The 25,080-nt window shown below is 71.8% G+C and carries 24 protein-coding genes; 12 read left to right on the top strand and 12 right to left on the bottom strand.

Translation table 11 applies throughout. The features are described from left to right. The first annotated feature begins 66 nt into the window (after window positions 1-66). The 12 genes from ABZ370_RS33240 to ABZ370_RS33185 all read left to right on the top strand — a co-directional run bounded on the left by ABZ370_RS33240 (window position 67) and on the right by ABZ370_RS33185 (window position 12,814). Window positions 67-690, top strand: coding sequence for a TetR/AcrR family transcriptional regulator (locus tag ABZ370_RS33240; RefSeq protein WP_358628449.1), 624 nt, complete (start codon window positions 67-69; stop codon window positions 688-690). A 138-nt stretch (window positions 691-828) separates the two neighbouring features. Continuing rightward, window positions 829-3,099, top strand: coding sequence for an MMPL family transporter (locus tag ABZ370_RS33235; protein WP_358628446.1), 2,271 nt, complete (start codon window positions 829-831; stop codon window positions 3,097-3,099). A gap of 144 nt (window positions 3,100-3,243) precedes the next feature. Next, the gene (locus tag ABZ370_RS33230) at window positions 3,244-4,362 is read left to right on the top strand and encodes an energy-coupling factor ABC transporter permease (RefSeq protein WP_358628443.1); all 1,119 of its coding nucleotides are present in this window, start codon (window positions 3,244-3,246) and stop codon (window positions 4,360-4,362) included. Window position 4,363: 1 nt separating this feature from the next. Beyond that, complete coding sequence (cbiQ, locus tag ABZ370_RS33225; RefSeq protein WP_358628440.1) at window positions 4,364-5,128, top strand: cobalt ECF transporter T component CbiQ; 765 nt, start codon at window positions 4,364-4,366, stop codon at window positions 5,126-5,128. Further along, window positions 5,125-5,892: an ABC transporter ATP-binding protein gene (locus tag ABZ370_RS33220; protein ID WP_358628437.1), complete on the top strand. Its 768-nt coding sequence runs from the start codon at window positions 5,125-5,127 to the stop codon at window positions 5,890-5,892. Before cbiQ ends, ABZ370_RS33220 begins: the two co-directional genes overlap by 4 nt. Before the next feature lie 70 nt (window positions 5,893-5,962). Next, a complete protein-coding gene (locus ABZ370_RS33215; RefSeq protein WP_358628524.1) occupies window positions 5,963-7,171 on the top strand; it encodes a serine hydrolase domain-containing protein in 1,209 nt (402 codons plus the stop codon). A 353-nt stretch (window positions 7,172-7,524) separates the two neighbouring features. Next, window positions 7,525-8,886, top strand: coding sequence for an ATP-binding protein (locus tag ABZ370_RS33210; RefSeq protein ID WP_358628434.1), 1,362 nt, complete (start codon window positions 7,525-7,527; stop codon window positions 8,884-8,886). Continuing rightward, window positions 8,883-9,833, top strand: coding sequence for a sigma factor-like helix-turn-helix DNA-binding protein (locus ABZ370_RS33205; protein WP_358628431.1), 951 nt, complete (start codon window positions 8,883-8,885; stop codon window positions 9,831-9,833). Before ABZ370_RS33210 ends, ABZ370_RS33205 begins: the two co-directional genes overlap by 4 nt. Window positions 9,834-9,991: 158 nt before the next feature. Next, complete coding sequence (locus tag ABZ370_RS33200; RefSeq protein ID WP_358628428.1) at window positions 9,992-10,444, top strand: hypothetical protein; 453 nt, start codon at window positions 9,992-9,994, stop codon at window positions 10,442-10,444. Beyond that, complete coding sequence (locus tag ABZ370_RS33195) at window positions 10,438-10,752, top strand: hypothetical protein (RefSeq protein WP_358628425.1); 315 nt, start codon at window positions 10,438-10,440, stop codon at window positions 10,750-10,752. The genes ABZ370_RS33200 and ABZ370_RS33195 overlap by 7 nt, the downstream gene beginning before the upstream one ends. Window positions 10,753-10,802: 50 nt before the next feature. Continuing rightward, entirely contained in the window at window positions 10,803-11,906 is a 1,104-nt protein-coding gene (locus ABZ370_RS33190; protein WP_358628422.1) for an ATP-binding protein, read from the top strand. 125 nt (window positions 11,907-12,031) lie between these two features. Further along, window positions 12,032-12,814 (top strand): SDR family NAD(P)-dependent oxidoreductase, encoded by a 783-nt coding sequence (locus ABZ370_RS33185; RefSeq protein ID WP_358628419.1) that lies wholly within the window; start codon window positions 12,032-12,034, stop codon window positions 12,812-12,814. A 58-nt stretch (window positions 12,815-12,872) separates the two neighbouring features. On the opposite strand, the gene ABZ370_RS33180 is transcribed toward ABZ370_RS33185, so the two are convergent. The 12 genes from ABZ370_RS33180 to ABZ370_RS33125 form a co-directional block, all read right to left on the bottom strand. Then, window positions 12,873-13,799: a DMT family transporter gene (locus ABZ370_RS33180; RefSeq protein WP_358628416.1), complete on the bottom strand. Its 927-nt coding sequence runs from the start codon at window positions 13,797-13,799 to the stop codon at window positions 12,873-12,875. Beyond that, window positions 13,796-14,290, bottom strand: a complete 495-nt coding sequence (locus ABZ370_RS33175) for a YbaK/EbsC family protein (RefSeq protein ID WP_358628414.1) — start codon at window positions 14,288-14,290, stop codon at window positions 13,796-13,798. The genes ABZ370_RS33180 and ABZ370_RS33175 overlap by 4 nt, the downstream gene beginning before the upstream one ends. Window positions 14,291-14,480: 190 nt before the next feature. Continuing rightward, entirely contained in the window at window positions 14,481-16,127 is a 1,647-nt protein-coding gene (locus tag ABZ370_RS33170) for a penicillin-binding transpeptidase domain-containing protein (protein ID WP_358628412.1), read from the bottom strand. A gap of 282 nt (window positions 16,128-16,409) precedes the next feature. Continuing rightward, entirely contained in the window at window positions 16,410-17,675 is a 1,266-nt protein-coding gene (locus tag ABZ370_RS33165) for a site-specific integrase (protein ID WP_358628409.1), read from the bottom strand. 90 nt (window positions 17,676-17,765) lie between these two features. Then, window positions 17,766-17,993, bottom strand: coding sequence for a helix-turn-helix domain-containing protein (locus tag ABZ370_RS33160; protein WP_358628406.1), 228 nt, complete (start codon window positions 17,991-17,993; stop codon window positions 17,766-17,768). A 469-nt stretch (window positions 17,994-18,462) separates the two neighbouring features. After that, a complete protein-coding gene (locus tag ABZ370_RS33155; protein ID WP_358628521.1) occupies window positions 18,463-19,938 on the bottom strand; it encodes an ATP-binding protein in 1,476 nt (491 codons plus the stop codon). A 2-nt stretch (window positions 19,939-19,940) separates the two neighbouring features. Then, window positions 19,941-20,816 (bottom strand): bifunctional DNA primase/polymerase, encoded by an 876-nt coding sequence (locus tag ABZ370_RS33150; protein ID WP_358628403.1) that lies wholly within the window; start codon window positions 20,814-20,816, stop codon window positions 19,941-19,943. 93 nt (window positions 20,817-20,909) lie between these two features. After that, a complete protein-coding gene (locus tag ABZ370_RS33145; RefSeq protein ID WP_358628400.1) occupies window positions 20,910-21,212 on the bottom strand; it encodes a hypothetical protein in 303 nt (100 codons plus the stop codon). Window positions 21,213-21,250: 38 nt separating this feature from the next. Then, the gene (locus ABZ370_RS33140; RefSeq protein ID WP_358628399.1) at window positions 21,251-21,697 is read right to left on the bottom strand and encodes a hypothetical protein; all 447 of its coding nucleotides are present in this window, start codon (window positions 21,695-21,697) and stop codon (window positions 21,251-21,253) included. Window positions 21,698-21,866: 169 nt separating this feature from the next. Continuing rightward, the gene (traB, locus tag ABZ370_RS33135) at window positions 21,867-23,927 is read right to left on the bottom strand and encodes a plasmid transfer protein TraB (RefSeq protein ID WP_358628396.1); all 2,061 of its coding nucleotides are present in this window, start codon (window positions 23,925-23,927) and stop codon (window positions 21,867-21,869) included. Between the two features lie 12 nt (window positions 23,928-23,939). Next, on the bottom strand, window positions 23,940-24,518 hold the full coding sequence (traA, locus tag ABZ370_RS33130) for a plasmid transfer protein TraA (RefSeq protein WP_358628393.1): 579 nt from the start codon (window positions 24,516-24,518) through the stop codon (window positions 23,940-23,942). Further along, window positions 24,518-25,042, bottom strand: a complete 525-nt coding sequence (locus tag ABZ370_RS33125) for a hypothetical protein (RefSeq protein WP_358628390.1) — start codon at window positions 25,040-25,042, stop codon at window positions 24,518-24,520. The genes traA and ABZ370_RS33125 overlap by 1 nt, the downstream gene beginning before the upstream one ends. Window positions 25,043-25,080 lie beyond the last annotated feature (38 nt).

Genomic DNA, 25,080 nt, shown 5'->3' with positions numbered 1-25,080 from the left:
AGGGCGGCCGGTGCGGTCGTATGCTGGAACGAGTACGAAACCGTTTCGTTCGGAAGGGGGTATGCCATGACGACGACGCCGCCTGTCGACCCGTCGGCCGAGGACCGGCCCACGGCAAGGGCGCGCCGCAGCAGGCTGTCCCCCGAGCGGGAGGGAGAGCTGTACGAGGCCGTGGTCGAGCTGCTCGGGGAGGTCGGTTACGACGCGCTGACCATGGACGCCGTCGCCGCCCGCACCCACTCCAGCAAGGCCACGCTCTACCGTCAGTGGAAGGGCAAGCCGCAGCTGGTGGCCTCCGCGCTGCGGCATACCAAGCCCGTTTCGCTCCAGGAGGTCGACACCGGAACGCTCCGCGGCGACCTGCACGAGATCGTGCGGTGCGGCGACAGCGCCCGGGAGCGTGACGCGGCCCTGATGAGGGGGCTGGCCCAGGCCATCCACACGCATCCGGACCTCCACCAGGCCCTTCGGGAGCTGCTGATCTATCCCGAGATCGCCGCGTTCGACGTCCTGCTGCGGCGTGCCGTCGACCGGGGGGAAGTGGCTCCGGGCAGACCCGCGCTGGGATACGTCGTGCACATGATGTGCGGCGCCGTCGTCGCCCGGTCGCTGATCGACGGCGAAGAGCCGGACGTCGACTACCTCAGCGAATACATCGATGCCGTGGTCCTCCCCGCCCTCGGCCTCTGACTCTCCCCACCCCGCATCACCCCCTACGGACCCAGCCGGGGCGCCGCTCTCGTCGCCGGTCGGGTCGCGCACACCTGCCAGTAGTGACACAGCAGCGATCCCAGCAGTGACACCGACTCGACGGGAGCACCTCTCCTCGTGGCCACGTTCCTCTATAAACTCGGTCGATTCGCCTTCCGGCGACGCCGGTTCGTCGCCCTGATATGGGTGGCGCTCCTGGCTGTCGCCGGAGTCGGCGCCGCGACCGCCTCGCCCCCCGCCAACGACAGCTTCTCCATCCCGGGTACCGAGGCCCAGAAGGCCTTCGACGTCCTGGAGAAGCGGTTCCCCGGTGGTAACGCCGACGGCGCCACCGCCCGGGTGGTCTTCCGCGCGCCCCAGGGCGAGAAGATGACCGACCCGGACAACAAGGCCGTGGTCACGAAGACTGTCGCCGACCTCAAGGCCAGCTCTCCGCAGATCGCCTCGGTCAACGACCCGTACCAGGCCGGTGCCGTCTCCAAGAACGGTTCCACCGCGTACATCCTGACCAGCTACAAGGTCAGCGCGCTGGAGCTGGAGGACACCACCAAGGACGGTCTGAAGGAGGCCGGGGAGAAGGCGCAGAAGTCGGATCTCACGGTGGAGATCGGCGGTGACGCGCTCCAGGAGATGCCCGCGACCGGTTCCACCGAGGTCATCGGCATCGTGATCTCCGCGATCGTCCTCGCCATCACCTTCGGCTCGCTGGTGGCCGCCGGGCTGCCGCTGCTGACCGCGCTCATCGGCGTCGGCATCGGCATCTCCGGGATCACCGCGCTCGCCACCCCCCTCGGGCTGTCCACGACGACCTCCACGCTGGCGATGATGATCGGCCTCGCGGTCGGCATCGACTACGCGCTCTTCATCGTCTCCCGCTACCGCGCCGAACTGGCCGAGGGCCGGGAGCGCGAGGAGGCCGCCGGGCGGGCCGTGGGCACCGCGGGTTCGGCGGTGGTGTTCGCCGGTCTCACCGTCGTCATCGCGCTGGTCGGTCTCGCGGTCGTCAACATCCCGATGCTGTCCAAGATGGGCTTCGCGGCGGCCGGCACGGTGGTCATCGCCGTCCTCATCGCGATCAGCCTCATCCCCGCGCTGCTGGGCTTCGCGGGCAAGCGGGTGCACGGACGCAAGGCGCGCAAGCGGATGGCGGAGGCGGCCTCCGCCGCCACGGAGGGCACGCGGGCGGAGGAGAAGCCCAACATGGGCACCCGCTGGGCCCGGTTCGTGCTGCGCCGCCCGGTCGCGGTGCTGCTGCTCGGCGTGCTCGGCCTCGGCGCCGCCGCGGTGCCCGCGCTCAGCCTGGAGCTGGGGCTGCCGGACGACGGTTCGCAGCCGGTCAGCAGCCAGAAGCGCCAGGCGTACGACATGATCTCCGACGGCTTCGGCCCCGGCTTCAACGGTCCGCTGATGGTGGTCACCGACGCCAAGGGCAGCGACGACCCCAAGGCCGCGGTGAACAAGGTCAGCAAGACCATCGCCGGTATCGACGGCGTCGCGGCCGTCACCCCGGCGACGTTCAACAAGTCCGGCGACGCCGCGATGCTCACCGTCGTGCCGAAGTACAAGCCGAGCAGCGTCGACACCGAGAAGGTCGTCGCCGACATCCGGGACGAGGCGGGCTCGTTCAAGTCCGACACCGGCGCCGAGGTGCTGGTGACCGGCCAGACGGCCATGAACATCGACATCTCGCAGAAGCTGAACGACGCGCTGGTGCCGTACCTGGCACTGGTCGTCGGGCTGGCCTTCCTGCTGCTGATGATCGTCTTCCGGTCGATTCTGGTCCCGCTCAAGGCGGCGCTCGGCTTCCTGCTGTCCGTCGTGGCGGCGCTCGGCGCGGTGGTCGCGGTCTTCCAGTGGGGCTGGGCGGCGGACCTGTTCGGCGTCGAGGAGACCGGCCCGATCATGAGCATGATGCCGATCTTCATGATCGGTGTGGTGTTCGGTCTCGCCATGGACTATGAGGTCTTCCTGGTGACCCGGATGCGGGAGGCGTACATCCACGGCGAGAGCCCCGGCCAGGCCGTCGTCACCGGCTTCCGGCACGGCGCCCGGGTGGTCTCCGCGGCCGCCGTCATCATGATCAGCGTCTTCGCCGGGTTCATCGGCTCGACCGAGGCGATGGTGAAGATGATCGGCTTCGGTCTGGCCACCGCGGTCCTCTTCGACGCCTTCGTGGTCCGTATGGCCATCGTCCCGGCGGTGCTGGGGCTGCTCGGCAAGTCGGCGTGGTGGCTGCCGCGCTGGCTCGACAAGGCGCTGCCGAACGTGGACGTCGAGGGTGAGGGGCTGCGCGAGCAGCTCGCGACGGACACCCCGGAGGAGCAGCAGGGCAAGGACGCCAAGGGCGCCAAGAAGTCCGACAAGGACTCGGAGCTGAGCCGGGTGTAGTCCGGCCAACGCACGCCCCGGCGGCGGCTCTTCCCTGACGGGAGGGCCGCCGTCGGTCTTTTCGCGGGGCAGGCGCTCTTGCGAATGATGTGCAGGTAGGTCACCATCGACCGGTTACCCGCAGCTCAGGAGCGGAGCCCCTGCATGCATGTCCCCGATGGATTCATCGACGCCCCGGTGTCGGTGGCGACCGGTGCCGTCGCCGCCGCCGCGGTCGCGGTCGGTCTGCGCGGTGCGCGGCGCGAACTCGACGAGCAGGCCGCGCCGCTGGCCGGGCTGGTCGCGGCGTTCATCTTCGCCGTCCAGATGCTGAACTTCCCCGTAGCCGCAGGCACCAGCGGGCATCTGCTCGGCGGGGCGCTGGCCGCGATCCTCGTCGGCCCCTATACGGGCGTGCTGTGTGTGTCCGTGGTGCTGCTCATGCAGGCCGTCCTCTTCGCGGACGGCGGCCTCACCGCGCTCGGCGTCAACATCACGGACATGGCGGTCGTCACCACGGTCGTGGCCTACGGGATCTTCCGCGCCGTGCTGAAGATCGCCCCGAACCGGCGCCGCACGGTCACCGTCGCGTCCTTCTTGGCCGCCCTGATATCCGTCCCGGCCGCCGCCGTCGCCTTCACCGGGATCTACGCGCTGGGCGGGACGGCGGATGTCGCGATCGGCAAAGTCTTCACCGCGATGGTCGGTGTGCACGTACTGATCGGCATCGGCGAGGCGGCGATCACGGCTCTGACGGTCGGCGCCGTGATGGCCGTACGGCCGGACCTCGTCCACGGCGCGCGGGGCGCGACCGCGCGCCGTCTGGAGCTGCGCACCGGTACGCCCGTGACCCCGGGGCGCACCCCGGCTCCGGCCGCCTCGCCTGTCTCGCCCGCCACCGCTCGTACGGTCACGGCGGCGCCCGCCACCAAAGACGCGCCCGCCACCCCCGCCCCCGGCGCACCGCGGCGCTCCGCGCGCCGGGTGTGGGCGGTGGGGCTCGGGGCCGCGCTGCTGTGCGCGGGCGTCGTCAGCTTCTACGCCTCCGCCAGCCCCGACGGGCTGGAGAAGGTCGCCCACGACAAGGGCATCGACACCAAGACCGAGGACCACGCCGCCAAGGACTCCCCGCTCGCCGACTACGGCGTCAAGGACATCTCCGACGCCCGGCTCTCCGGCGGCCTCGCCGGGGTGATCGGGGTCGGTGCGACGCTCGCCGTGGGCACCGGGGTCTTCGTCGTCGTCCGGCGGCGCCGGGCCGACGCCGACGCCGAGGCGCGCTGAGATGGGCGCGGGACACGCCCACACGCTCTACCGGGCGGGCCACTCGCCGGTCCACACCCTCCCCCCGCAGTGCAAGATCGCCGCCGTCTTCTGCTTCGTCCTCGTCGTCGTCGCGACGCCCCGCGAGGCGCTCTGGGCGTTCGGCCTGTACGCCGTGCTGCTGGCCGCCGTGGCGGTGACCGCCCGCATCCCGGCCGGGCTCCTGCTGAAGCGCCTGCTGATCGAGATCCCGTTCGTGGCGTTCGCCGTGCTGATGCCGTTCGTCGCGGAGGGCGCGCGGGTGGACGTGCTCGGGCTGTCGCTCAGCGAGTCCGGGCTGTGGGGCGCCTGGAACATCCTGGCCAAGGGCACGCTCGGGGTCGCGGCGTCCGTCATCCTGGCGTCGACGACCGAGCTGCGCGCCCTGCTGCTGGGGCTCCAGCGGCTGCGGATGCCGCCGCTGCTGGTGCAGATCGCGTCGTTCATGATCCGCTACGGGGACGTCGTCACCGACGAGATGCGCCGGATGCGGATCGCCCGCCGCTCGCGCGGGTTCGAGGCGCGCGGTGTGCGGCAGTGGGGTGTGCTCGCGAAGTCGGCCGGAGCGCTGTTCATCCGGTCCTACGAACGGGGCGAACGCGTCCATCTGGCGATGCTCAGCCGCGGCTACACGGGCACGATGCCCGTGATCGACGAGGTGACCGCGTCCCGTGCACAGTGGAGTTACGCCGCCGCACTACCGCTGACCGCGCTGGCGGTCTGCCTGACCGGATGGATGCTCGTATGACCGGCCCCGCCGCCACCCCGCCCTCCCTCCAGGTGTCCGGCCTGGCCTACGCCTACCCCGACGGCCACCAGGCGCTCTTCGGGGTCGAGCTGACCGTGGCCCGCGGGGAGCGGGTGGCGCTGCTCGGCCCCAACGGGGCGGGCAAGACGACCCTCGTGCTGCATCTGAACGGCATCCTGGAGGCGGGCGCCGGGTCGGTCACGGTCGCCGGGCTGCCGGTGGCGGGGCCCAACCTGGCCGAGATCCGCCGCCGGGTGGGCATCGTCTTCCAGGACCCGGACGACCAGCTGTTCATGCCGACCGTGCGCGAGGACGTGGCGTTCGGCCCGGCCGCGGCCGGGATGCGCGGCGCGGAGCTGGCCGAGCGGGTGCACCGGGCGCTGGACCGGGTGGGGATGGCGGAGTTCGCGGACCGGCCGCCGCACCATCTGTCCTTCGGACAGCGGCGGCGGGTGGCGGTGGCGACCGTGCTGGCGATGGAGCCGGAGATCCTCGTCCTGGACGAGCCGTCCTCCAACCTCGACCCGGCCTCGCGCCGTGAACTCGCCGACATCCTGCGCTCCCTGGACGTCACTGTGCTGATGGTCACCCATGACCTGCCGTACGCGCTGGAGCTGTGCCCGCGGTCCGTGGTGCTCAGCGGGGGAGTGATCGCGGCCGATGGGGGTACGCAAGAATTGCTGTGTGACCAGGAGCTGATGCGGGAGCACCGGCTGGAGCTGCCCTTCGGCTTCGATCCCCGCTCGGTGACGGCCCCGGTCTGAGGTCCCGACCGGGCACGTTGCACCATAAGGACGGCAGCACGGTCGGATCGGCAGGGTGGGAGTCGCATCAGTGGTGGACGTCCAGGGCACGGTGGCCGACGGATTCGAGCCGGTCCGGGACGCCTTCGCGGAGAACTTCGCGAAGCGCGGTGAACGCGGCGCGGCCCTCGTCCTCTACCAGGACGGCGAGAAGGCCGTCGACCTGTGGGGCGGTACGAAGGACCCCGGCTCGGACCAAGACGAGGCGCCGTGGGAGCGGGACACCGCGCAGGTCGTCCGCTCCGTCACCAAGGGCGTCGCCTCCGCCGTGCCGCTGCTGCTCCACCAGCGCGGCCAGCTCGACCTCGACGGCCGGGTCGGCACCTACTGGCCCGAGTTCAAGGAGAACGACAAGGAACGGGTGCTGGTGCGGCATCTGCTCGCCCACCGCGCCGGGCTGCCCGCCCTCGACACCCCGCTGACCCCGGCCGAGGCCATCGACGGCATATCCGGGCCGCGGGCCGTCGCCGCCCAGCGCCCGGACTGGGAGCCCGGCACGGCCCACGGCTATCACGCGCAGACCTACAGCTGGCTGCTGAGCGAGCTGGTGAAGCGGGTCACCGGGCGCACCATCGGCCGCTGGATCGCTGAGGAGATCGCCCGGCCGCTCGCCCTGGACCTGTGGCTCGGGCTGCCCGAGGAGCAACTGCACCGGACCGGCCGGATCGAGCGGGTGGAGGCACCGGCCGCGCCCGCCGCGCAGGGGCTGCGGCTGCGGCCCAAGCGGTCGGTGGCCGACGCGTACGCCGACCCGGAGTCGCTGACCCGGCGCGCGTTCGGCGCGATCAGCCCGGCGCCCGACGAGAACGATCCCGCCTATCTCGCCGCCGGGCTGCCCGCCTCCGGCGGGGTCGCCACCGCCGACGCGCTGGCCCGCTTCTACGCGGCGCTGATCGGCCCGCTGCCGTCGGCGCGCACGGCCCGCGCGGGCGGCCGCCTCTTCGCCCCGGCGACGCTGACCCAGGCCCGTACGGAGGAGTCCGTGGGGCCGGACCGGGTGCTGGTGGTCGGGACCCGGTTCGGGCTCGGCTACATGCTGCACGGCCCGGCCTGCCCGCTGCTGGGACCGGGGTCTTTCGGCCACCCGGGGCGGGGCGGCTCGCTCGCCTTCGCCGACCCCGCGGCGCGGATCGGCTTCGCGTACGTCACCAACGGCATGCAGCGCGGCGTCACCGCGGACCCGCGGGCGCAGGCCCTGGTACGCGCCGTACGGACGGCTGTGGCGGCCCAGGAGGCGTAGCGGGGGAACGCCCGCGCAGCCCGGCCCCGCAGCCCGCAGCTGCCCCGCACCCGCAAGCCCGCAGCCCGCAGGAGCGCGTGGTGCGCGCTGTTCGCGCGCCCCTTCGTGCCTCTCCGCGCCCTCTCGCACACGTACACGCCGGGTCCGTGGGGCCAAGGGGCCCTGTCGTGTGGTTCCGGCCGTGCCCACACTGGGGATTCTTCCGGGGGTGAGAGCCGTAGGGGGCGGCTCTCCCGGGGGGAACACGGGGGAAACACGTGGCGCGGACACGGGGGTTACGGGGCGCACGCGCGCGTACGGGGGAGCCACCGGCTCAGCGGCACCGGCTCGCGCGGCGGGACATGGAATGGCAGATGCTGCGCATCCTGCTGATCTTCCGGCTGATGCACGCCATCCAGTTCGCGGTGACCGTGCCCGGTATCGCGGGCCATCTCGCCCACCGCACGGGCGGGCTGGTGCTGCTGGTGGCGGTGGTGGCCGAATCGCTGTGGTTCACCCTGCACATCGTCCGCAACCACCGGCGGGTGGCGGCGCGCGACGAGGAGGACCGCGAAGCCGACGACCGGGACGATGCCCGGCCGGTCGTGTACGACGCCCTCGCGGCCGGTGTCGAACTGTGCTCCGCCGTCGCCTCCCTGTGGGCCTGCGTTGTGGTCATGGGCCCCGACCGGGCACAGGACATGGCACCGCTGCTGGTGCTCACCACCGAGCAGATATCCGGCGCGAGCGTCGGCTCGGCGCTCGGCCAGCCGCTGCGCGTCCTCCTCGCGGGCACCGGAGCGGTCGCCGCCTCGTACGCCGCGGTGATCGCCCTGGGCGTCCCGGAGGCGCTGACCCACTCCGATGTGCTGATCGGGCTCACCGGCTATGGGGCGCTGGCCTATCTGATCCGGCGCGGCGCGCTGTACCTGCTGCAACTCGCCGCCGATCTGGGCGATATGAGCCTTCAGCTGCACGAGGTCCAGCAGCGGCGGCTGCTCGCCATCGAACTGCACAACCACATCGGCCACACCCTGGGCGCGTTCCAGCGGATCGACGTGACCGACACCGATCAGCTCGCGTCGCTGCGCACCTCCGCGATGGTCGCCCTGGAGCGGCTGCGCACCTTCATCAGCACCGGCCGGTTCAGCGCGTCGGTGCCGCTGATCGGCATGGTCCACCGGCAGGTCGCGCTGGCGGCCAACGACACCCTCACGGTGGAGCCCATCGTCACCGAGCGCGTGGTCGGCGCTGCGGCCCGGGTCCGTCCGTACGAGGTGGAGCTGCTGGAGGCCGCGCTGCGCGCGCTGCTGATCAACGTGGAGCGCAGCGCCGGGGTGCGTGAGGCGCTGCTGCATGTGGACATCGTCGACGACCCGGCCGCGGAGCCCGGGGAGCAGGTGGAACTGGTGGTCACCGACGAGGGCGCCGGGTTCCCGCCCGAGGCGCTGGCGGCCGGTGTCGCCGGGATGCGCTCCCTTGCCGTCCACCAGCGGCTGCTGGCGGAGCACGGCGGGGCGCTGCGGGTGCTCTCGGTGCCCGGCCTCACCCAGGTGACGCTGACCCTGCCGATCGCCCCCGCACCGGCGCCGGACGAGCGCGCGCCCGGCGCGCGGGAGGGGCGCGTACGCGGGGCGCGAGGGCGCGGCGGACGGGGCGGGGGCGATCGGGCACAGGGCGGACCACAGAGCGGACGCGTACAGGGCGGACGCGCACGGAAGGACGCATCGGCATGACGGACGAGAGCGAGCGCGGCGGCAGGCAGCCGTTACAGGTGGCGGTGGTCGAGGACCACGAGATGACCAGACGGGGCCTGGTGGCCGCGCTGAACGCGGACCCGAGGCTGACCGTGGTCAGCGAGGTCGACTCGGTGGAGGGGCTCGACATCAGCGGCGCCGAGTACGACGTGTGCGTGGCCGACCTGATGGGTGTCGGCACCGCCGAGCAGTTCGCCGACCTGGTGCGCCGGTCGGACGTGGTGGTGTGCACGGCCGCCGAGCAGTGGCGCCAGCGCGTCGCGCCCTGGGTGTGCGGGGCGCGGGCGGTCTTCGGCAAAACGGTCGGCGCGGCCGTCCTCGCGAACGCCGTATGGGACGCCCGGCACCATCCGCACTGGCTGAAACCGCATCTGGCGTCCGCCCTGGAGACCGCCGTGCGCGAATGCGGGCTCACCATCCCGGCGTACCTCGCCGAGCTGCTCGCCCGCACCGCGCGCGGCGGCCGGGTGGCCTGGATTCTGGAGGAGCTGGGCGTCGCGGACACGCGCTACCGGGAAGACCTGGAGCTGTTCCGGATGCAGTGCGCCCGCACCGGGCTCAACCAGCTGACCCTGCTGGACACGCTCTACATGGCGTCCTCGGCCGAACAGGCGCCCGCCCACCAGCCCGTGGTGTTCTCCAACTGGGCGGCGGGGCTGAGCGAGGGCCAGGTGCGGGCGCTGGAGTGGTACGCGGACGGCTATTCGTACGAGGAGACCGCCGCCCAGCTCGATGTGAAGGTCTCCACCGTCCGCACCCAGATCGACCGGGCCATGACCGCCTGCGGCATCAGCTCCAAACCCGCCGACATCCGCATGATGTTCGCGATGTACGTCTGCTCCCGGCACACCAAACCCGACCAGCTGCTGCGCCGCCTCACCGCGCTCGGCGCCCATCCGCCGCGCCGGGGCAGCGGCGCGCCCTAGGAGTGTCCGGCCTGTCGGTTTCTGTCGTACCGGGTGACGACAGCGGCGCACCGAAATTCCCGCCGCGCCGTGGGACGCGCGGCGACAGGCGGGGCGAGGAGCATCGACAGGTGCCGGGCCCGGCACCTCCGCCGGGCCCCTCCCACGGGAGGAAATCCATGGCAGAGTCCGCCGTCCCCGAAGACAAGCCCGACGACAAGTCTCACGACAAGCCCGCCGCCGACCCGCTGCTCGACACCGTCGACCTGATGCTCCGGCAGATCGACACCCTCATCGCATGGGGCGACCAGGTCGGCGAGGCCCGGGACGGCCTCGCCGCCAAGCGCGCACCGCTGCGCCCGCTCCTCGGCTACGCCGACGTGGTCGCCTTCCTGGTCCGCAACCGCCCCCGGGTGCCGGAGGCGGAGGCCGGGGCCGTGCTGCGGCGGCGCCGGGGCCGCGAGTACCTCGTCCAGACCTTCTTCCTCGACGGGGACAACACCCCCGTGCGCGGCACCGGCACGCCCGCCCCGGTCTGGGTCTGCCGCACCCGGCAGCTGGACGAGGAGCTGTCCGAGGCCTTCGGCGACAAGGACCTCATCATCTTCGGGAAGGCGGTGCCCTCGTGCTGAGCCTGCTGGCCATGGTCCTCGTCGCGCTCGGTGGGCTCGGGGCGGTCGCGGTGGTCTACGTGGTCGTCGTGACCATCGAATATCTCGCCGACTGGTTCCGGGCCCGCAGCGAGCGGCTGCAGACCGACCCCGATCTGCGCTGCGTCACCGTCTCCGAGTCCATCCGCGACGGCAACGTCGCCTATGTGCAGGGGTTGTTCGACACCTCGCGCGAGCAGTTCGTCGAAAGCCGCCGCATCGAGGGCAAGCAGGCCGACGACCGCGTCCGCAACGCCCACGCCCACCATCAAGTCGCCGTCTGGGGCTGACCCCCGCCACCCGCCCCCGGGCGGGGGAGACGAGGACAGGGAGGACACCGGTGAAACACCACGGAGCCACCGCCTTCGCCGTCACCGGCATACCGCACGGAGCCGACGACGTGGAGGCGGGCCTGCTGCGCACCCGCCTGATCGCCGCCGCCAAGGCGTTCAGCGGCCACCACGGACCGCAGCCGCTCACCGTCACCATCACCAACCAGCCGCCCGGCGCCCCCGCCACGCCCCCGCGCGCCGCCGAGGCGGGGCCGCGGCGCGAGGCGGACGAACCGTCGGAGGCCGAGCGGGCCGCGCGCTTCACCGCGACCGCCCCGCTGCACAGCTTCGACCGCCTCGTCCTCCCCGCCCGCACCCTCGACCAGCTGCTGCGCGCGGTGCACACCGTGGAGCAGCGGCGGGTGCTGTACGACGACTGGGGGCTGCGGGCCATCCAGCCGCACCCCAGCTCGGCGGTCAACCTGGAGGGCGCCCCCGGCACCGGCAAGACCCTGGCCGCCCACGCGATCGCGGACCGGCTGGGCCGTCCCGTGATCGCGGCCCGCGCCTCGCAGCTGGAGAGCAAGTTCCACGGGGAGGGCCCGAAGAACCTCGGCGCGCTCTTCCACGCCGCCCGCGAGCAGGGCGCGGTGCTCTTCCTGGACGAGGCGGACGCGCTGATGTCCGCCCGCTTCGAGACCACCAGCCACGGCTCGGAGCACGCGGTGAACGCCATGCGCAGCGAGATGCTGACCGCGCTCGACGGCCACGAGGGGCTGGTCGTCCTCGCCACCAACCTGGTGACCAGCTACGACACCGCGTTCGACAGCCGCGTCTGGCATGTGCGCTTCCCCAGCCCGGACCGGGCGGCCCGCGCCGAGATCTGGCGCCGCCACCTGCCCGACGCCCTGCCGCTGGACGCCGACGTCTCCCCGGAGCAACTGGCCGCGGTCGACGACGTCACCGGGCGCGACATCTGCCGCGCGGTGATCGACGCGGCCGCGGAGGTGCTGCGCACCGGGCGGCCCCGGGTGACCCAGGCCGACCTGCTGGCGGCCGCGCACCGCATCAAGACCACCCGCCCCCGCCGCCCGGCCCCGGCCCCCGCCCCGTCGCCCTCGCTTCCGGCTCAGGCCCCCGCCCCGGCCGCCCGGCCGGACCGACCCGCGTAAGGGCACCGCCGGGCCTGCGGCCGAAACCCGGCGACTGCGCGCCGCCCGGCCCGGGCAGCGACTACGGCAGGCCCGCCACCCGGCGGGCCCGGTCCGGTACACGGCGAGAGGCAGGGGAGCACACGGTGCGCAGATTCGAGCGATACGCGGTCGTCGTCACCGGCGCGGGACGGGGCATCGGCGAGGCGGCCGCGCGCCGCTTCGCCGCCGAGGGCGCCCGCGTCCTCGTCACCGACCTCGACGGCGAACGGGCCGCCCGCGCCGCCGAGTCGATACGGGCCGACGGCGGCGAGGCCGACGCGCTGGCCTGCGACGTCGCCGGGCGGGCCGACGCGGAGGCGGCCGTCGCCCACGCCGTCCACCGCTTCGGCAGGCTCGACGTCCTCGTCAACAACGCCCACTCCTGCCGCCCCGACACCCCGCTGTTCGAGGACCAGCCGGACGACGAATGGCACCAGGACCTCGACATCACCCTCGGCGGCGCCTTCCGCTGCGCCCGCGCCGCGCTGCCCCATCTGGCCGCCGCCGACGGCCGCGGCGCGATCGTCAACGTCGGCTCCGTCAACGGCCTTCAGGACTTCGGCAACCATGCCTACAGCGCCGCCAAGGCGGGCCTGGGAAGCCTCACCCGCACCCTCGCCGGGCACGCCGCAGCCCGCGGCGTCCGCGTCAACCTCGTCGCCCCCGGCACCATCCACACCCCCGGCTGGGACGGCCGGGAGGAGGCGCTGCGCCGCGCCTCCGGCGTCTATCCGCTCGGCCGGGTCGGCGAGCCGTCCGACATCGCCGCCGCCATCACCTTCCTGGCCTCTCCCGACGCCGCCTGGATCACCGGCGTCACCCTCCCGGTGGACGGCGGCATCACGATGACGGACGTGACGCTGCGCAAGGCCATCCAGGACGCGTGACCCACCCGTCGGCCGCGACGCCTGAACAACCCGTCGGCCGCAACGCCTGGGCAAACCGTCAGCCGGGGTGCCACATCAGGCCGATGCCCGCCACCATCAGGCCCGCCGCCGCGATGCGCGGGGCGCCGAAGCGCTCCTTGAAGAAGACGCTGCCGATGGCCGCGCCGACGATGATCGAGGACTCGCGGAGCGCGGCGACGGGGGCGAGGGCGGCGCGGGTCTGGGCCCACAGGACGAGCCCGTAGGCGCAGACCGAGAGGAACCCGCCGAGCAGCCCGCGCAGGGCCACCGGGCGGAGCTGGGCGGCGAGGGCGCGGCGGCGGGTGGCGAGGGCGTAGGCGGGGACGACGAACCCCTGGAGGATCATCAGCCAGGCGATGTAGCCGAGCGGGGTGCCGGAGGCGCGCACGCCGAGGCCGTCCACCACGGTGTACGAGGCGATGGACAGCCCGGTGGCCACGGCGGCGATGACGGCGAGCCCGGGAGTGCCGCCGTTCCCCGCCGCGGGCGCACCGTCCCCCGCCGCAGGCGCACCGTTCCCCGCCGCGGGCGCACCGTCCCCCGTCGTACGGGCGCCCCGCGTGCCCCACAGCGCCACGCCCAGCAGCCCCGCCGACGCCACCGCGATGCCCGCCGCCTGGCGGCCGTCCGGGGTCTCGGCGGCGAAGACCGCGGCCAGCACGGTCACCACCAGCGGCGCGGTACCCCGGGCGATCGGGTACATCTGGCCGAAGTCGCCCAGGTGGAAGGAGCGCATGAGCAGGACGTAGTACACGAGGTGGATCACCGCGGAGCCGATCAGATACGGCCAGGCGGCCGCCGAGGGCAGCGGGCTGAAGACGGCCAGCACCACCCCGCACAGCGCCCCGCCGCCGCTCACCAGGGTGAAGGAGAGCAGCTGATCGCGGATGTTGTGGGCGATGGCGTTCCAGCTCGCGTGGGTGACAGCGGCGAGGAGGACCGCGGCCGCGACGAGCGGCGTCATACGGCCGTCTCGCGCACGTCGGCCAGGGTGCCGTCGGCGTGCGCGATCAGCGACGTGGGGTCGAGTGCGAAGACGGCGTGCGGGGTGCCCGCCGCCGCCCAGACGACTCCGTGGTCCAGCAGCCGCCGGTCGGCCAGGACCCGGGTGCGGGTGCGGTGCCCGAAGGGCGGTACGCCGCCGATGGCGTAGCCCGTCGTCTCCCGGACGAGCGCGGCGCTCGCCCGCCGCACCTCGCCCGTGTCCAGCGCGCGCCGCACCAGCTCGACGTCGACCCGTGACGCGCCGTCCACCAGGACCACCACCGGCGCCCCGTCCGCCTCGAAGACGAGGGACTTCACGATCTGGCTCAGCTCGCAGCCGACCGCCTCGGCCGCTTCGACGGCGGTGCGGGTGGCATCGGGGAAGCGGCGGATCTCCACGTCCAGGCCGAGGTCGCGCAGGGCCTCGGCGAAACGGGGGTGGGCGGCGGTGTCAGCGGTGTGGGAGGCCATGGCGCCGACGCTATCGGCGGGCGCCGGGCCCACGCGAGGACATTTCGCCGGTGCCGCGCCCGGCGCGGGCCCGGGGGCCAGAGCACGGTACGACAGCGCGAACGCCGCTGCTCCCACGCGAAGGAGCCGGGCGGGCGCGGAATTCACCGCGTCCGCCCGGCTCCTGATCGCTGTTCTCCGTGGCGGGGCGTCAGCCGCCCGCGCGCAGCAGCGCCGCCACGACCGGGCCCGCCGTGTCGCCGCCGTGGCCGCCCTCGGGGACCACACCGGCCGCCGCGAGGTCACCGCGGTAGGCGGTGAACCAGCCGTTCGGCTTCTTCTGGCCGTCGACCTCCGCCGAACCGGTCTTCGCGCCGAAGTCACCGCTCATCCCGGACATCGCCTCGGCGGCGGTGCCCGAAGTGGCCGTCAGGTGCATCAGCTTGCGCAGCTGGTCCTTGGTGCTCGGCTTCATCGTCTTGCTCGCCTTGGCCAGCGTCCGGTTGTCCACGGACGGCGCGACCAGGTACGGCTGCCGGAAGGTGCCGGTGGACGCCGTGGCCGAGACCGACGCCATGTTGAGCGGGTTCATCCGCACCCCGCCCTGACCGATCAGCGACGCGGCCTTGGAGGCCGCGGACTGGACCGGCACCGCGCCGTCGAAGGTGGGCACGCCGGTCTGCCAGTTGAGGCCGATGCCGAAGACATCACGGGCCTCCTTGGTCAGATCGTCGTCCTTCAGCTTCGGCGCCTGGCTGATGAAGGCCGTGTTGCAGGAACGGGCGAAGCTCTGCTCGAACGTGCCGTTCTTGATCTCGAACTTCTTGTCGTTCTGGAACTTCCAGCCGCCGTAGCTGAAGTACTTCGGGCACGGATGCGCCTTGCCGTACGCGGCCAGACCCTTGTCGATCAGCGTCGCCGAGGTGATGACCTTCATGGTCGAGCCCGGCGCGTACGAGCCCTGGAGCGCGGGGTTGAAGCCGCTCGCGGGGGAGTTGGCGACCGCGAGGATCTCACCGGTGCTCGGCTTGACGGCCACGACCGAGGCCTTGCTCTTCTTGCTCACCTGCTGCTCGGCGGTGCTCTGCAGCTTGGCGTCGATGGTCGTCTTCAGGGTGCCCGGGGTGCCCTTGGAGAGCACCTTCAGCGTCTCGTCGGGGGACTTGGAGCCCTTGCCGCGGGAGATGAAGGTCTCCACGCCCGCCTTGCCACCGGCCTTCTTCCCGTACCGCTCGCGCAGTCCGGACAGCACGCCCTTGAGGGTCGGGTGGTCGGTGGCGGACAGCTCCGTGCCGTCCCGGTCGACGGCCTTGATCGGCGGGGCCTCGGACTCGCCGGTCTTCAGGGTGTCGCCCTTGCCCAGCTTGGGGTGGACGACGGAGGGCTGCCAGTCGACGACCGGCTTGCCCGTCTTGGTGTCGCGGGTCACGGACAGCGAGGATTCATACGTCCAGGGGACGCTGCTCTCACCGCTGTACGCGATCCGGGCGTTGACCGAGAACGGCACCTTCGCGCCGCTCGCCTGCCCCGGATTCAGCTCCACCTTGTCGATATGGGCCTTCTTGCGGTAATCGCTCAGCGCCGCGGCGGCCGCGTCGCTGTCGTCCGCCAGGGCGGCGGCCTTCGCCGTCTCGCCCGCCGACCATGCCGCCAGGAACGTGCGGGCGGTGGTCTTGACCTCGGCCGCGCTGGGCGGGCCGGTCTTCACCTTCTTCACGGCGTTCTTGTCGTCGCCCGACGCGTTCGCGCCGTCCTTGGAACCCGACGAGTCATCCTGGCCGCTGCCGCAGCCGGCAACACTGACGACCATGGCGGCGAACACCGCACTGACGATCGCGGCTCTCGCGCCACTCCGCATGCAGAACCCCCACTGTGTTCTTCGAGTCCCCCCATCGGTGCGATGGGGGCCGCGGTTCGAGGCACTCTACCGGCATCGTGTGAACCCGCCGCGCCCTCACCGGAACGGCTTCCTCCGGGGTTCCTGGCCCGGATTCAGATCCAGGTGTCCAGCCACATGCGGGCCCGCCAGGCGTCCATGGGCATCGTCTGGCCCGTGTACAGCGGGAAGAAGTAGATGAAGTTCCGATTCTCTAACGTTTGGGTGGCCTGACCAGGGATTTAGTCCCTGACCAGGCCGTTCCTACGCGGCCTGGGCCGTCTCTGGGCCGTCCAGCGGCCTACCGGAGGCCCGATAGAGGGTGTCGACCGCCCTTCGGGTACGGCCCTCACTGCTCGGCATCAAGTGAGTGTAGACACGCAGCGTGAACCCTGGGTCACTGTGCCCGAGGTACGTGCTCAGCGCCCGGATGCTCTCTCCGGCGTCCAGCAGAACCGAGGCGTAGAAGTGCCTGAGCGCGTGCATGCCGTGCTCCCGTGCGGCCTGGTACCGCTCGCCCTTCTCGGGCTTGGGGATGAAGCCAGCGGCGGCCAGAGCCGGTTTCCAGAGGTGGTCATCGAAGTGACTAGACCGCACGGCCCGTCCGGCCTGCCCAGTGAATAGCAACTCTTTCGTGACCATGGGCCCGTCAGGCTTGAGCCACGGAAGGGTCACCTTGACCGTGGCGAAGTTCTCCAGGTGCTCCTGTAGGGCTGCGCTCACGACGCCGGGAAGCGGTACGTCGCGGACCTTTCCGCGCTTCGGTGGGGCGAAGACGAACTTGCCCCGCACTCGCTTGAGCTGTTGCTGGACAGTGATCCATCCGCCGTCGAAGTCGACACTGTCGACAGGGAGACCGAATATCTCGCCTTGGCGCAGTCCGCATCCCGCGCCCACGTCGACCATCGCGCGGTACCGCTCAGGCAGGGCGGAACGGACGGCGAAGACCTGCTCGGGCGTCCAGGGGACCACCTTGGACGGACTTGCTTGAGGCCCCTTGACCGACTTGGCGAGACAGGGATTCTTCGGCATCAGGCCGTCATCGACAGCGGCGCTGAGAACGGCTGAGACGATCCGAAAGATGATCCGCCGGTATGACGCTGCCGTAACGGCGCTCTCCAGCGCACTTAGCCACGTCCGGATGTGTCCGGGCTGGAAGGACACCAAGGGGCGCGTACCGATGTATGGGAAGGCGTGCAGCCGCAGACGACGCTCGGCAGAGTCCCGGCTATTGATGTCCGTCGTATGTGTTGCAAGCCACTTTTCTCCGTACTGCCGGAAGGTGATGCGTGCGGCCTGCGGGTCGATGTACTGCCCGCGCGACATGTCGGCGGCGATCTGCACGAGCCACTGTTCCGCCAGGCGCTTCTGTTTGTCGGGGAATGACTTGCTCTTCTCGGTGCCGTCCGGGCCGACGTAGCGGGCGCGGTAGCGCATGCCGGTGCCGTATCGGTCGGTCTTGACGCGGCGAGGTTTCCCATCGGCGCCGATCTCGGTCCGGTACCAGCGGTCTTGGATGTGGCCAGCCATTGAAGCGTGGTCCCTTCTCGGGCAGATCAGAGCAGGGGCGGAGCCCAGTGGCTCCGCCCCTGCGGGGTGGACGCGCTCAGTTGTCGTCGTTCAGGCGGCGGTGTCGGCCGCCATGCGCTCAGCGGCCCAGCGATGGACGGCGGCGGGGTCGTAGCGGATGTGCTTGCCGACGCGGAAGCCGGGCGGGCCCATGCGCTTCTTGCGCCAGGCGTAGACGGTCTCTTTGGGTACCTCGAACATCTCGGCGATGTCGTCGGGGGTCAGGTAGCGGTCCGGGAGTCCGGCCCGCAGTGTGGCTATGGCGGATGCCTCTGCCATGTGGCGGTCTCTCCTCCGCAGCGCGGTGGGCGGGGTCTTTGGGCTTTGCAGGGCTCGCGTCTGTCCGAGGTGCGGATTTCTGCGTCATTGCGTCATCAGCGTCATTCGGGCTTCTGACCTGCAACTTTGTGTGACGCAGTGGTCCGGGGGTGCGTCATCGCCGTGTCATGGGCTGCGTCATCGCATGACGCAGATGACGCAGGATGACGCAGAACCCGCCGTCTGCGTCATTGCCATAGCCACAGGTCAGCGGCCGTTTTTGTGCCCGCATGACGCAGATGACGCAGCGTCTTCCCTCTTAGGACAAACGAGGGGGCGTCTGTAGTGATTCGGTGCGCCTCACAGCGAGAAGAAGGAGCCGCTGCGCGGCGCGACCTCTGGGCGGCGTTCCGCCGAACAGCAAGAAGAGCACCGCCCCCCCCGGGAGCGTGGTGCTCTTCTTGCTTGTCCAGGCGAGCGCGAGCGCGGGTCAGAACATCGGCTTCGGCTCGTGTGGGGGCAAGGTGGCCGGGCGGGTCATTTCGAGGTAGCGGCCCTCGCTGGTGCGGCCTGAGTCGATGAGGACGCCCCGGGCGGCCAGGGTCGGCTGGAGTCGCTTGAGACGGTCGGAGAGGACCTTGCCCGTGGTGGGCCAGCCCTTGGGCAGGGGGCGGAAGTCCTCGCCCGTGTAGAGGCGGGTGAGGCAGTGCAGCCACTCCGTGGAGGTCATCCGCTGCTCTGCGCCCGGTTCGATGTCTGCGGCGTGCCTCAGGACGGTCTGGGCCAGGAGGTCACCCTCGATGACGTCGTCGTTGAGGTCATCCAGGCTGGCCCGGTAGGCGTTGAGCGCTCCGAGGCCGGTTGCCGCGTCGAGCTGCGCGCACAGGTGCGCGAAGTCCGCCATCCGCAGGTCGGTGGGGGTCTCCGCCTCAGCCGCACGGACCTTGACCGTGAGGTCCAGGAGAGACCCGAGGACGACGGGGAGGACTTCCGCGTACTCCGCCCACAGCTCGGCTTCGGTGCGCCGGACGCGGGGCCGCTCCAGACGCAGGGGCAGGAGCCGTTCGGCGAGGTCGGGGCGGATGACTCCCACGTCGATGCCGGTCAGGAGCAGGGGGCGGCGGTAGCGGGCGCGGAAGACGTCCCCGTCGGTGAACAGGGCGCGCTTGACGCTCTCGGCTCCGGTGACGATGCAGCACATGGCGTCGGACAGGTCCGGGGTCATGTGCGAGAGGTTGTCCAGGGCCGTGACCCATCCGGCCGCCACGGCTGCGATCAGGTTCTCTTCGTCCTTCGGGGCGCGGCGCAGGTCGCCGCTCATGCCCTCGATGATCCGCACGAGCATGCGGCCCCCGGTGGACTTGCCCGCGCCTTGCGGTCCGGTGAGGAACGGCGCGGGGACAGGCACGGACGGGCCGAGGCAGCCGATGAGCCAGGCGATGGCCAGGCATTCGGTCTCGGCGCCTGCGAAGTTGCACAGCCTGAGCAGGAGGTCGATTCCCTTGCCGTCGGTGTCCTTGGCGGGCAGGGGCAGTTCCCCGGTGAGCTGCGTACGCCGCCAGCACACCTCACGCGGGTCCGGGGTCAGGATGTCCCAGCCGGTGGGGTGGATGCGGACGGACTGCCCGTCGGTGCGGCCCAGGTCCAGCCAGGTCGCTCCGTCGAATCCGGGGGCGACGCGGATGTTCACGGGCTGAACGTCTTCGTCCAGCGCGAGTGCTTCGATCAAGTCCAACGCCTCCTTGAGCGCGGTCCCGTTGAACACGCCGCGCCCGTCCTTGAACAGGCCGACCATGAGTTCCTGGCGGTGGCTTCCCGTGGTGCCCTGTGAGCGGATGGGGCGGGCCACGGGGTGGCCGTTCTTCTGCGCGTACACGGTCCCGTCGGCGGTGCGGAAGTACCGGAAGTGCGCCTGTGCGTAGTCGGTGATGACCTCGCGGGCGGGGTTCTTCTCGTCGTCGGACATGGTCACAGCCCCAACTTGGCGCGAGCGTTGGTCCAGGCGTCGGTGCAGTGCCGGGGGGATTCACCCTTGGTCTGCGCGGCGGTGAACAGCCGCGCGATGTGGGCCTCGGTGAGGCAGCCGCACCGGCCATGGATGGACAGCACGGCGAGGAACGTCCGGTAGACGGTGGCGTGGACCGCGCTGCGGGCCTCGGTGATGCGCTGCTCGGCCATGGCGATGCCACGGTCCAGGTAGGCGGGCGTGCGGTGAGGGCACGCCCCTTCCCCGGCCCATGCGGGCATGGCGATGGCCTGCGGAGCCGACCGGACTGTGGGGGGCTCCTTCACGGCCAGCGCGCGCACGACGTCCCGCAACGCCGTCATGGTGCCGGTGCCGGGACCAAGCCACCGGGCGTAGGCCATCGTGGACTTGAGGTCGACACCGTCACGGACGGCGTTCACCGAGCGCATGGCGCCTCGGTAGATCCAGTGCTCACCGCGCGTCGTCGGCACGATCCGGGTGGCGGGCAGGATCTCCCGGGCCCATGCGACGGCCGCCGGGTTGTCGAGGTCCACCACGGTCAGCCCGGCGCCGCCGGGGTGGTAGGCGACCGTCACAGCCTCCCGCCACGCCGACGCCCACGCGGGCGAGGCGATGACGGACGGATCGGTGGTGGCAGCGGCCCAGGCATGGCAGACGGCGGGGCACTGGCAGGGGCCCGCGTCCTTCATGTTCGGCCGCCCGCCACAGGCGACGGCTGCGCAGGTGCGGCAGTTGCCGAACGGCACCTTGCCCACCCGCAGCGGCAGCACCGGCACACCGGTCGCGGCCAGTTCCAGCGCGGTCCGCAGCGGGGAGTGGGTGGGATGGTCTCGTCGGATCGGGGTGGGTTGGGTCATGCTGGAGACCTCCAACAGGTCTGTTGAGGACTGGAGACGAGGGCGGCCCGGGCTTTGGCGAGACGCGGGCCGCCCTCGGTTTGAGCTGGGATGTCAGGGGCGGTGCGGGCGGTGTTCGGCCCCGAGGTCGATGAGCCAGGCGGGCCAGTCCTCCGGCCAGCCTTGGTAGAACCACTGGGTGTTCGCCCTCGGATTGTTGAAGCTGAACTTGCCCGGGCGGACCAGGCGGCAGGGCCCGTAGACCTCGGCGCGGGCGGGGTAGATGCCGTTGACGGGTTCGGGTGCGTCGAGGAGGTAGATGAAGGTGATGATCTCGGGCGTGATGATTCGCCTGGCCCGGTAGGTGATCTCGGGCTTTCCTTGAACGTGAAGTTTCACGGTCGCGATGTCGGTCACGGGCTTCGGTCCTCCCGGTCTAGAAGGGCGGTTCGTCTCTAGCTGTGGAAGTGGTTGCGCTTGATGACGGCCTTGCGGATGTTCACCGTCGTGTCGCCGCTCCGGCCCCGGCTGGTGCCGAGGACCTGCACGGCGATGAAGCCGCCGAAGATGACGGCGGCGAGGATGACGAGCTGCTGGACGAACGCGGCGAGCGCCGCCACGAAGGCGGTGAGCAGGAACAGCCCGCCGCAGACCGCGCCGAATCCGATGCCGCCGAGGGCGATGTTCACCGCCACCCGGGAAACGGCCGGACCCGGCTCGGCGGGCACCGGGGCGGGGGTGAGGGCGTAGCCGGTGACGATGCGGCCATCCGGGAGCTGGACGCTCTGGACGGCCGGGGCCGGGCCCGGCTGCACCGGCACCAGGGGTGCGGCGGGCGGGTGCGGGGTGATGGGTTGGGGGTGGTGGACTTCGACGGTCGCGGGCCGGTCGAGGTCGGTCATCGCGGGTCCCTCCGGGATGCCTACGGGCCCGCGCCGAGATGGCGCGGGCCCGTAGGGGTCGGGTGTTACGCGTAGGTGTTAGGGCGTGTGACGGGGCGGTGTTAGGCCCGCGTAACGGCGCGCCTGCCTAGGGGTTTGGGTGTTAGGCGGGCGTAACGCGTTACGGGTGTCAGGCGGCGGCCAGGGCCGGGACGATGCGCCACCGACCGGTCTGATTGGTCGGCTCTAGACGGCCTTCGAGGGCGGCTTCCTTGAGCCGCAGGGACACCCAGGACCGGGACAGGTGGTTCCGGTCGCACCAGTCGGTGAAGTCCTTCGGGCCCACGACCATGCGCCCCTCGTCCTCGAACTCGGCCAGCGCGTCGCCGAAGAGACGGCGGGCCTCCTCGGGGGAGGGCTTGCGGCCGGCCTCCTGGCCGAACATGGGGGCGTCGTCGCCCGGTTCGGAGTCGGGCAGCTCCTCCTCGGGGTCGATGCCCTCGTCCTCCGGGTCGACCAGCGAGCCCGTCATCTCATCCTCGTCTCCGTCGGCCTGGAGGTGGGCGTTCTCGTCCTCGTCGCTGGTCTGCCGCTGGGTGTAGGCAGTGCCCGCCACCGACGCGGCGGCCTTCTCAGTGACCGGATCAACCCGGGCGCCATTACGGACCGCCCAGGTGGCCACGGTCTCCATCAGGGAGGTGGCGGTGTCGGTGAACCAGCGGGTGCGGCCCGGGCTGGAGTACCGCTCCTCCGGAATGCCGGGGGCGACCAGGTAGCAGTAGCCGGGGCGCCTGTTGGACCAGCGCTCCGGAGCTGCGCCCGCGTCGACCACAGTGTCGGGGAGCATGAACCCGGCCGCCGTGGCGTTCGGGACGCCGAAGCACAGCCGGGCCCCCAGCGCGTCACGGGTGGTCGTGCTGATCTGGTCGTGACTGGGCCGCTGAAGGGAGACGATCAACGCCATGCCCGCCGACCGGGCCAGGTTGCCGATGGAGTTGAAGGCGTCGTCCCCGAGGAGTCCGAGGGACACCCCGGCCTCCTCGAACCACGCGATGTGGAACGGCAGGCCCGGGCAGCCACACGCCGTGCCGTCCTTGCGGCACGAGTGCTTCGGATCGGTCTGCCGCTGCGCGGCAGCGGCCTCCCACTGCCGGTAGCCGTGCCGCCCCAACCACTCCGTACGGGCCGTGATGACGGCCTTCACGGCCTCCACCATGACCTCGGTCGCCGTGCCGCCCTCAACCGCCCAGTCGATGGCAGGCAGCAGCGGCCGGAAGTCCTGGAACCCCTTGGGGTCCGACAGCCACAGGACCACATCCGTGCGGCTCAGGATCTCGGTCATGAGGTTGAGCGCGCCATCGCCCTTGCCCGAACCGGTCATGCCCGCGATCAGCAGGTGCGTCGCGTTGCGCCCGGCCTCCTTGTCACCGGGCAGCCACAGCTCCAGCGGCGAGCCGTCGTCGTACACGCCGATCACCAGCGGTTCGGTGATCGAGCCGCCGGGGTGCGAGGGGCCGTTTTCCTCCCAGCGCACTGTGTCGGCGAGCATGTCGCGCGGGACGATGACCAGCTCGCCGCGCCGTGCCGACTCCGGGTCGGGCATGTACCGCACTGCGGTGGGCGGGAGGTCCAGGGCGGAGGCGATCCGGGGCAGGGTCTTGGTGACGTCGTCGTTGGTCTGCTCCCCGGCCTCCAGCCCCAGCGAGGCCGTGACGCGGTTGGGGCCGACCTCGGTCCGTCCGATGCTGGCCTTGGCCAGACCGACCTTCTCCAACAGGCCCTTGTCCGCGCCCGCGCCTTCCTCGGCGGCGTCGGGGTTGCGGCGCAGGATCATGCGCACGTTCCACGACAGCGCCAGGCCAGGCCCGGCCATCAGGTACAGGTCATCGAGAGGACCAGCGGTCGGCCCAGCCAGGCACGCCCCGGTGAGCCAGGCCGATCCGGCGGCCACGGTGATGGCTGAGTGGAGACGGCGCTGCGCGCTGGTGCCCCGGCCCGCCCACCAAGTGCCGCCGGTCAGGGCCACAGAGGCCAGGGTCAGACCGACCCCGGCACCCGCGCTCTCGGCCCACCGCAGGTGCCCCAGCGCGCCGACCAGACCGGTACCGGCGACGCCGAGCCACGGGGGAAGGTGGGGCTTGACGCGGTGCAGCAGGTACGCCCCGACGGAGCCGCCTGTACCCGCGTTCGTGTCGGTGGGGACGGTGAGCGGGTACCTCCGGCCGTCCTGGTCAGTCCATTTGCGCACCATGGTCGTACCTCCTTACTGCTGGGCCCAGTCCATGCGCCGCTGCTGCTGGGGGCGCCGGGCACGGTGACGGACGCGGTTGATCTCTTCCTCGTACTGCTGCTGGAAGGTGGAGTAGGCGGCCGCGGCTTCCTTGGCGGCGTCCCGCAGGTTGTCGGCGGACTTCTGGAGCTTCCGGGCGACCTTCTGCGCGCGGATGCGGGAGCCGAACGGGCGGCCCTGCGGGTCCGGCACGGCGGCCAGGACGCCCTTGAGGATTTCGGCGCCCATGGCCACCTCGATGGACATGGTCACGGCCGCCGCGCGGAGGGTGTTGCAGTAGTTCCGCAGCTGGGCGGGGGAGGTGAATTCCGGGGGCGCGAGCACGGATTCGGCGTGCGTCCGGGGCTGGTTCGCGCGGGCCGTGCGCTGCCGGTTCTTGTTGTTGGTGCGGTTGACGGTGACGTTGATGGGCGGGACGAACGAGCCGCCCATCGCGCCGACGAAACCGCCTGCGGCGGCTCCGGCGTTGGCGAACTTGTTCGACTTGCCGTTGCCGTTGTCGGTGCGGCCGTTGGTGGGCCGGGGACGCGGGCCGTTGGCGTGCTGAGCCATCAGGCAGTCTCCTCAGGGCGGTTGGAGGTGCGGCGGACGATGAGCCAGGCGGTCTGGGCGGCAATCAGGTTCAGCAGCCACCACAGCTCCAGCGGCCCGGCCAGCGGCCCGAACCCCGCAGCCGAAGCGGCCCAGGCGAGCCCGGAGACGCCTAGCGTGGCCAGCGTGATCCGCCATCCCCACACCGCCTTGTCGGCGGCCGGACGGCGGCGGTGGATGACGGCCAGCCACAGCCCCGGGCCCACTGCGGCGGGGGCGAGCAGCAGGGCGGACCACGGGGCCATCACATGCAGGAGCGCAGTGGCGGGGAAGGCCAGCAGCCCGAGGACGAGCGGGACCAGCGCACGGCGGTGGTCCCACAGCCACAGCACCGAGGCGTCGAGAGCCATGCGGGTCAGGGTCGGGCGTTCGGGCACCACGACCACGAACGGGTCATGCGAGCGGCGCCCACGCTGGCTCGGTATACGGACGGTCGTGACACCCGCCGCCGCCTTCGCGGCGCGGGCACGGGAACGGCTGGACACAGCGAATCTCCCTCAACAGGTGGAGTGGTCAGGCGGCG

Origin of the sequence: Streptomyces sp. NPDC005962 (assembly GCF_040629205.1) — a bacterium.
In the GTDB taxonomy this organism is placed as follows: domain Bacteria; phylum Actinomycetota; class Actinomycetes; order Streptomycetales; family Streptomycetaceae; genus Streptomyces.
The sequence above is the reverse complement of the archived record's forward strand: the minus strand, read 5'-3'. Positions and strand labels throughout refer to the sequence as shown.

Excerpts from the sequence above, each read along its gene's own strand:
- ABZ370_RS33240 (WP_358628449.1), top strand. The coding sequence starts at position 67 with ATGACGACGACGCCGCCTGTCGACCCGTCGGCCGAGGACCGGCCCACG.
- ABZ370_RS33230 (WP_358628443.1), top strand. The coding sequence starts at position 3,244 with ATGCATGTCCCCGATGGATTCATCGACGCCCCGGTGTCGGTGGCGACC.
- cbiQ (WP_358628440.1), top strand. The coding sequence starts at position 4,364 with ATGGGCGCGGGACACGCCCACACGCTCTACCGGGCGGGCCACTCGCCG.
- ABZ370_RS33220 (WP_358628437.1), top strand. The coding sequence starts at position 5,125 with ATGACCGGCCCCGCCGCCACCCCGCCCTCCCTCCAGGTGTCCGGCCTG.
- ABZ370_RS33210 (WP_358628434.1), top strand. The coding sequence starts at position 7,525 with ATGCTGCGCATCCTGCTGATCTTCCGGCTGATGCACGCCATCCAGTTC.
- ABZ370_RS33205 (WP_358628431.1), top strand. The coding sequence starts at position 8,883 with ATGACGGACGAGAGCGAGCGCGGCGGCAGGCAGCCGTTACAGGTGGCG.
- ABZ370_RS33200 (WP_358628428.1), top strand. The coding sequence starts at position 9,992 with ATGGCAGAGTCCGCCGTCCCCGAAGACAAGCCCGACGACAAGTCTCAC.
- ABZ370_RS33180 (WP_358628416.1), bottom strand. The coding sequence starts at position 13,799 with ATGACGCCGCTCGTCGCGGCCGCGGTCCTCCTCGCCGCTGTCACCCAC.
- ABZ370_RS33175 (WP_358628414.1), bottom strand. The coding sequence starts at position 14,290 with ATGGCCTCCCACACCGCTGACACCGCCGCCCACCCCCGTTTCGCCGAG.
- ABZ370_RS33170 (WP_358628412.1), bottom strand. The coding sequence starts at position 16,127 with ATGCGGAGTGGCGCGAGAGCCGCGATCGTCAGTGCGGTGTTCGCCGCC.
- ABZ370_RS33165 (WP_358628409.1), bottom strand. The coding sequence starts at position 17,675 with ATGGCTGGCCACATCCAAGACCGCTGGTACCGGACCGAGATCGGCGCC.
- ABZ370_RS33160 (WP_358628406.1), bottom strand. The coding sequence starts at position 17,993 with ATGGCAGAGGCATCCGCCATAGCCACACTGCGGGCCGGACTCCCGGAC.
- ABZ370_RS33155 (WP_358628521.1), bottom strand. The coding sequence starts at position 19,938 with ATGTCCGACGACGAGAAGAACCCCGCCCGCGAGGTCATCACCGACTAC.
- ABZ370_RS33150 (WP_358628403.1), bottom strand. The coding sequence starts at position 20,816 with ATGACCCAACCCACCCCGATCCGACGAGACCATCCCACCCACTCCCCG.
- ABZ370_RS33140 (WP_358628399.1), bottom strand. The coding sequence starts at position 21,697 with ATGACCGACCTCGACCGGCCCGCGACCGTCGAAGTCCACCACCCCCAA.
- traB (WP_358628396.1), bottom strand. The coding sequence starts at position 23,927 with ATGGTGCGCAAATGGACTGACCAGGACGGCCGGAGGTACCCGCTCACC.
- traA (WP_358628393.1), bottom strand. The coding sequence starts at position 24,518 with ATGGCTCAGCACGCCAACGGCCCGCGTCCCCGGCCCACCAACGGCCGC.